This is a genomic window from Nostoc sp. CHAB 5715 (assembly GCF_020829685.1).
Classification (GTDB): domain Bacteria; phylum Cyanobacteriota; class Cyanobacteriia; order Cyanobacteriales; family Nostocaceae; genus Nostoc.
The window spans coordinates 1-6,355 of record NZ_JAIVFR010000398.1 but is presented as its reverse complement, the minus strand read 5'-3'; the positions used below and the strand labels follow the sequence as shown (position 1 = coordinate 6,355).

At 37.7% G+C, this 6,355-nt stretch carries 3 protein-coding genes and 1 pseudogene; all 4 read right to left on the bottom strand.

The window, feature by feature from the left end:
• Positions 1 to 941 (bottom strand): annotated as a pseudogene (locus LC574_RS21250) (condensation domain-containing protein); the annotation flags it as partial.
• 383 nt (positions 942 to 1,324) lie between these two features.
• Positions 1,325 to 2,125 carry a class I SAM-dependent methyltransferase gene (locus LC574_RS21245; protein ID WP_229455465.1) on the bottom strand — a complete coding sequence of 267 codons (801 nt, stop codon included), beginning with the start codon at positions 2,123 to 2,125 and terminating at the stop codon, positions 1,325 to 1,327.
• A gap of 92 nt (positions 2,126 to 2,217) precedes the next feature.
• Positions 2,218 to 2,967, bottom strand: coding sequence for a bifunctional 2-polyprenyl-6-hydroxyphenol methylase/3-demethylubiquinol 3-O-methyltransferase UbiG (locus tag LC574_RS21240; RefSeq protein WP_229455464.1), 750 nt, complete (start codon positions 2,965 to 2,967; stop codon positions 2,218 to 2,220).
• Positions 2,968 to 3,012: 45 nt separating this feature from the next.
• A partial coding sequence (locus LC574_RS21235) for an acyltransferase domain-containing protein (RefSeq protein WP_229455463.1) occupies positions 3,013 to 6,355 on the bottom strand: 3,343 nt, incomplete at its 5' end.

The following is a 6,355-nucleotide window of genomic DNA, read 5'->3' as shown; positions in this document are numbered from 1 at the left end:
CGGTTAGCAATTGGAGAACCGATTAAGATATCTTCCTGGTCTGTGTAGCGGTATAGTAATATGTTAAATGCTGCCAGCAAACTCATAAATAAAGTAGCGTCTTCTCGCTGACTTAATTGCTTGAGAGCATTAGTTAGGGATGCAGAGAATGTAAGGTATTGCTTGGCGCCAGTGAAAGTAGTAAGGTTAGGGCGTGGATGGTCTGTAGGTAATTGTAGTACAGACAGTTCACCTTGAAGTTGTTGCTTCCAGTAATTTAATTGGGTTGCGAGGAATTCACCTTGGATGCGATCGCGTTGCCAAACAGCAAAATCTGCATACTGAATCGGGAGTTCGGGTAAGGGAGAAGGTTGATTTGTCGAGAAAGCAGCATACAATGCTGACAGTTCGCGCAGGAAGAGACTCTCAGACCATCCATCTGTGATTATGTGATGCATGATCACAAGCAAAACATGTTCTTCTTCACTCAATCGCAGTAAAGTAGCTCTCACTAATAGCCCTTTAGCCAAATTAAAAGGTTTTTTTGCTGACTCTGCTGCAAATTGTTTAACTTCGGCTTCCCAATCTTTAGTAGATAAATGTTCTAGGTTAATAATAGATACATCCCAAGTAGATTGGGGAGAAATTTATTGTATTGGCTCTCCATTCACAAGCCTAAAATTTGTCCGCCAAACTTCATGACGCTTAATAATTTCATTCAAGCTTTGCTGAAGTGCCTTTATATTTAAATGACCTTGTATATGAAAAGCGATAGGAATGTTGTAGAAAGAACTCCCATCATAAAGCTGGTCAATAAACCATAGTCTTTGTTGAGAGAAAGATAGGGGAATATTCTGAGATATTTGACGTTTGGGAATAGTATCAGCTTGAAATTTTCCTCTCTTCCATTTTTCTAAAAGGGCTTTTTTTGCAGGTGATAAGTTAGAGTATTGTTTATCCATATTTACAGCAGATTACAGTGATTAAGGTACAAAATTTAGGTTTCAAAACCTGATATAATACTGGTTTTACTTCTGACTTCTGATTCCTAAATTCTGCTCAATTATTAACAATAAAGGCAGAAGTTCGAGTGCGAAAGGCTGCTATGTTTCTGAAGATAGAACTTCTGGTGACGGAAGGGAGCGAAAGTTTAAGGTGATTTTTGAAAAAGATATTACCAATGTATTGCTAGCGTCGCGGGCAAGATGCCCGCACTACAGACTGAATTTTGGTAAATTCCCAGAAATCTTCTAAGTCCCCCACCAAAATCTGTGATTTGCTGCCCTTGTAATTGTTGGGGAATAAAAGACAATAAATTAACCTATATAGGAACTCTGGGATTATACTATTGCGAAAGGGATGGCTTGCGACAAACAAAACAAGGCTGACTGAATGCGGTCGTGTCTCCAAAATCTCTGGAATCATAGACATCAATTTCTATGAAGCCTGCATTTTCCAAAGCCGACTTAATTTCTGATATAAAATAATGTTTTTCTACCACAGTAACGTCCGAACGCTTCCAAATTCCATTTATCAATGCAAACCTGGTCATTTTGATTTCCCGTATCCTTTCTTCTCGGTTGTCGTTGGTGTGTCTTTCAATCTGGACAAATGTATCTTGGACAACCTGATAGGAAGGTATATCATTAAATTTACCAGTGAATGAACTATCAGGAGGACCATCAAACAATGTGCAGTCAGCAGCTTGCATACTCAACCCAAACAGACCATTATCATGCATCGCCATATACACATTTCGGAAGGCAGTTGTCAATTCTTCAAGGTTTAGTAAAAAGCTGAAAGAATTGTGTGAATAAACTGCATCATAGGTGGGTGGCGACTCGAATTTACGTATATCACAAAGAATAAATTTACTTTCAGGTGCCTTTTTTCGGGCGATACGCAAAAATTCTTCAGAAACATCAAGTCCAGTCGTTTGATACCCTTTTATATTGAGATGTTTGACTATCTCTCCGTCTAAACAACCTATGTCGAGAATATGCGCTCCTTTAGAGAGGTGTCTTAGCATTAATTGCTCTAAAGCTGTTATTATTGTCCCGCCGTCTTCCACATCAATTGGTATGTATTGTTTCTGCCACGCCAAAGCAAGAGGGTCGTGATTTGGATCATTATTTATTAAATACATAAACTGTTTTCCTGTTTTAAACTCAAGGTTTAAAAATGACAATTACTCTTGATTAACGCATGAACTGTGTAATTTTACTATTGGGTCATAAATTACTTACGACAAACGAAGCAAGCCATCCCGTCACTATCGTCTGCACCCAAATCTTTGAAATTATAGTGACTAATGTCTGTAAAGCCCACTTTGTCTAGAGCTGATCGCACCTCTGTTAAAAAGAAATCTCTTCTTAACCAAGTAGTATCTGAACGCTTCCAAATATTTTCTATTAATTCAAATCCGGTGACTTGAATTTCCCAAATTCTTTCTTCTGGTTTATATTGGAATATTTCAATCAAGGCTGATTCGTCATTGATGCTAATGTGGTCAAAAGTTGGTGGAGCAATTTCATGGAACCAATCTGTTATTGGTATTGTGAATACAAATAGTCCATTATCTCGCAGTGCTGTATATACATTGCGGAAGACAGATGTTAATTCTTCAACGTTTACGATAAAGAGTAAGACAATATGCGAGAAAACTGCATCAAAAGTAGATGGTAGTTCAAATTTACGTATATCACTAAGGATAAATTCACTCTCTGGTGCGTTTATTTGGGCATAACGCAAAAGTTCTTGAGAAGCATCTATTCCAGTCGTTTGATACCCTCTAAGATGAAGTTGTTGTACCAATTTTCCTGAACCACAACCAAGGTCGAGAATACGCACTCCTTTAGGCAGATGTTGTAAAACTAAATGTTCTAAAAGAGGTATTATCTCTTCCACTATTTCTTCGTCTGTACTCTTCAATTCATTTTGCATCCGAGCAAAAGGTTCATAATTTGGGATAGGATTAAGTAGATACATAAACTGTTTTTCCTGCTTGAAAGTAAAGGTTTAAAACTGAACGATTCAAGAATTATCTGCAAGATTAGCTAAAAAAGCTTCTGCCTCTTCTTCAGATAATTCTTCAATCTTTTCCAACAGAAGTTGCTCAATTATTTCTGCTTGTTTGGCTGGTATCATTGCTTGTAATAAAAGGTCACGAAGTGGTAAGTCCACAGGAAATTTTGCTCGCAATCGAGAAACTAGTTGAGTTGCAATTAGGGAATCTCCTCCCAAATCATAGAAGTTGTCGTAAATACCAACTTCTGCAATTCCTAGTACCTCTTGCCATATTTCCGTAATTTGTTTTTCTAGCTGATTTGTCGGAGCAACATAGGAGTTACTAAGATTAGGTCTGGAGTAGCGCGACGATGAATCTAATTGATTAGTCGATTTTGAATCTACCAAAGATTCCAGGCTAATTGTATGATTGTTCCTAGCATTAATGTCTACTGTAGAAAGAATAATCTGAGCTACTTCTTTTAAAGAAAACACTCGTTTCAATACTTCTACCGCTTCTACTGGGGTAATAGCTAATTCTTTTCCAGAGACTCGATCCGGTGCTGTTTCTTTCTGGCTTACATTCGGTTGGAATTTATCCCAATTTATAATATACCACGGCAAAGATTTATTTTGATTATGCCAATTACTAAAAGTATCGATAAATTGGTTAGCTGCTGAATATAAGCCTAACCCAAATCCTCCTAAAATGGAAGACAAAGAAGAAAAAATGATACAAAAATCTATATTAAAATCCTGTAAGACTTGTTCTAATACTAGAATCTTAATACTTTGTGATTCTAATAAATTTTCAAATTCTAATTCAGTTATTTCGGGAATAGAAGCAAATAGGTTATCGCGCTTGATACCAGTTGAATAAATTACGCCATTAATTTGTTCAACATTTGTAGATGCAAGAGCTTGATGCATCTGCTCGTAATTAGTGGTATCAGCACGTAATAACAAAACTTCTGCACCTAATTTCTCTAATGCTAAAACTTGCTGTATTTTGAGACTTACTTCATCATCTTGAGGATGAGTTTCAAGCCATTGTGAGAAATTATCTAGCTCTGGAAATTTAACATCTTCAATAAATATGAGTTTTGCTTGGAAAGTTTTTGTTAAATATTCCGCAAGCACAACTTCAATAGTGTCTAATCCACCGGGGAAAAAGTAAACACCTTGTTTTCTTAAAGGTATTTTTTCCTCAACTCTTGACTCTGCGTGAACTGGCTCAAATATTTGTACCCAACGGTGGCGATCGCGATAAGCAACTACCGTATCTAAGGATACAGAGGTTAACTCATTCAGAAGCTTATCAATAATATTACTATCACAATTTTCTTGTCTTTTTTCTAAGTTTATGCTGTTAGTTAAAGCAATATCAATGCACTGACAGCTAATATTGGGATACTCTTGAGGAATTACCTTACATAAACTTAATATCGCAGCTTTCTCTGGATTTAATTCTTCATTCCCGTTAACCTCTTGAATGTTGTTTGATATCACCCTAAGTTGTAGGCGATGCCTTTGGCAAGCCGCTAAGGTGTCTACGCTAATTTTTAACTTACTAAGGCTCTGGGTTAAAAATAGTAGGCTTTTAAATTCTAAATATTTTACTGATGGACGGTTATCAAGATGAGTTAAACTCCATAGATAAACAATTTTTTCGGGGCTTTTATCTAAAGATATTAGTTCTTGTAATAACTTATGATAATTTTCCTTTATACCTGGAGCAATTGTATAAATCCCGTCACTTAATTTACTAAATTCATCTCCTTGCTTAACAATAATTATACTTTTAACCTGGTTGATTAACTTATTAATTAGTTGCTCCCCTACTCCCAAATCATCCACAAAAAATAGCCATTTTTCTTCATGTGTAGATTTGATTTCTTCGGATGATGTATAAGTCAGTAAAGAACGCTTCCATGAAGGAACATAGAACCAGTCTGCAATATCTTGCTTTTGCTCTAATGTCGTCGGTTTTATGTTTACGGAATGCGATCGCGATTTCGCATCAATCCAGTACCTTTGTCGTTCAAAAGGATAAGTAGGCAAAGGTAAACGATGACGCTGTTCATGAGCATAAAATCCCGACCAATCGATTTTTACACCCGCAAGCCACAACCGACCTAATGTTTGCAATAAAAAGCAAACATCCGATTGTTGCTCCTTAACATGCCGTAACGAGGTCAATACCTGTTGTTTGGCATCTTTTTCTAAATACTGTGTCGTTAACGTGCCTAAAGTTCGCCCCGGTCCCACCTCCAGAAAAACACCTTCAAACTGTTGTATTAATTGCGATACCCCATCTGAAAATCTGACTGTTTGTCGTAAATGTTGACACCAATAATCCGGACTTGTCGCTTGTTGGGAACTAATCCAACTACCAGTAACATTGGAAATAAAGCGTATGTTTGGTGGATTGAGTTTGACTGTTTTTACAGCCTCAAAAAATGCTGACAAGATGGGTTCCATCATTTGGGAATGGAACGCATGAGATGTATGCAACAGCCGACATTCAACTTCTTGAGAGGATAATTGCTTCTCTAGGGCTGCGATCGCCTCGTTTGTTCCGGAAACTACACAAGAAGATGGGCTGTTAATAACTGCAATTTGTAAATGTTTTTTATACAACGTCTTTGCATCCAGCAGCAACTGCACATCTTTTTCTGGCAGCCTAATTGCTAACATACTCCCAGAGGGTAACTGTTGCATCAACTGTCCTCTTTTTGCCACAATTTTTAAGGCATCCTCAACAGAAAATACACCTGCAATGGTTGCGGCGACATATTCCCCAATGCTATGACCAATCATCGCTTCTGGATGCACTCCCCATTCCATTAATAACTGAGCCAGGGCGTATTCAATCACAAATAACGCTGGTTGGGTAAGGGCTGTTTGTTGTAATTGCAAAGAAGCAGTTTCAGTATCCTCTTCTCTGGGGTAAAGTAGGGAGCAGATATCAAGACCGAGGTGGGGTTGCAAAATCTCAGTGCAAGTATCTACGTGTTTTTTAAACGTTTGTTCGGCTTCATACAATTCCCTTCCCATGTTTGCATATTGTGACCCTTGTCCTGAAAACATGAAGATGACTGGACAGTGGCCTGGCTGGCGGTGGTAACTAAAAACACGTTCTAAATCTTGTTTCTTAAGCAATTTCACCGCATCATCTACGTCGTGACAAATCGCGATGCGGCGATTTTCAATTGGGTCTCCCAAGGAAGTTCCAGTTCCATGAGCTTCATTTTGCATATAGAAACAATCATCGGGTTCTACCCCAGCATCCATACTTTCCTTATCAAAAGTTGTAGAACCTAAACTCCAAAATTCCAGATCGAGTTCTTCTAATAAAACTTTTAGCAAG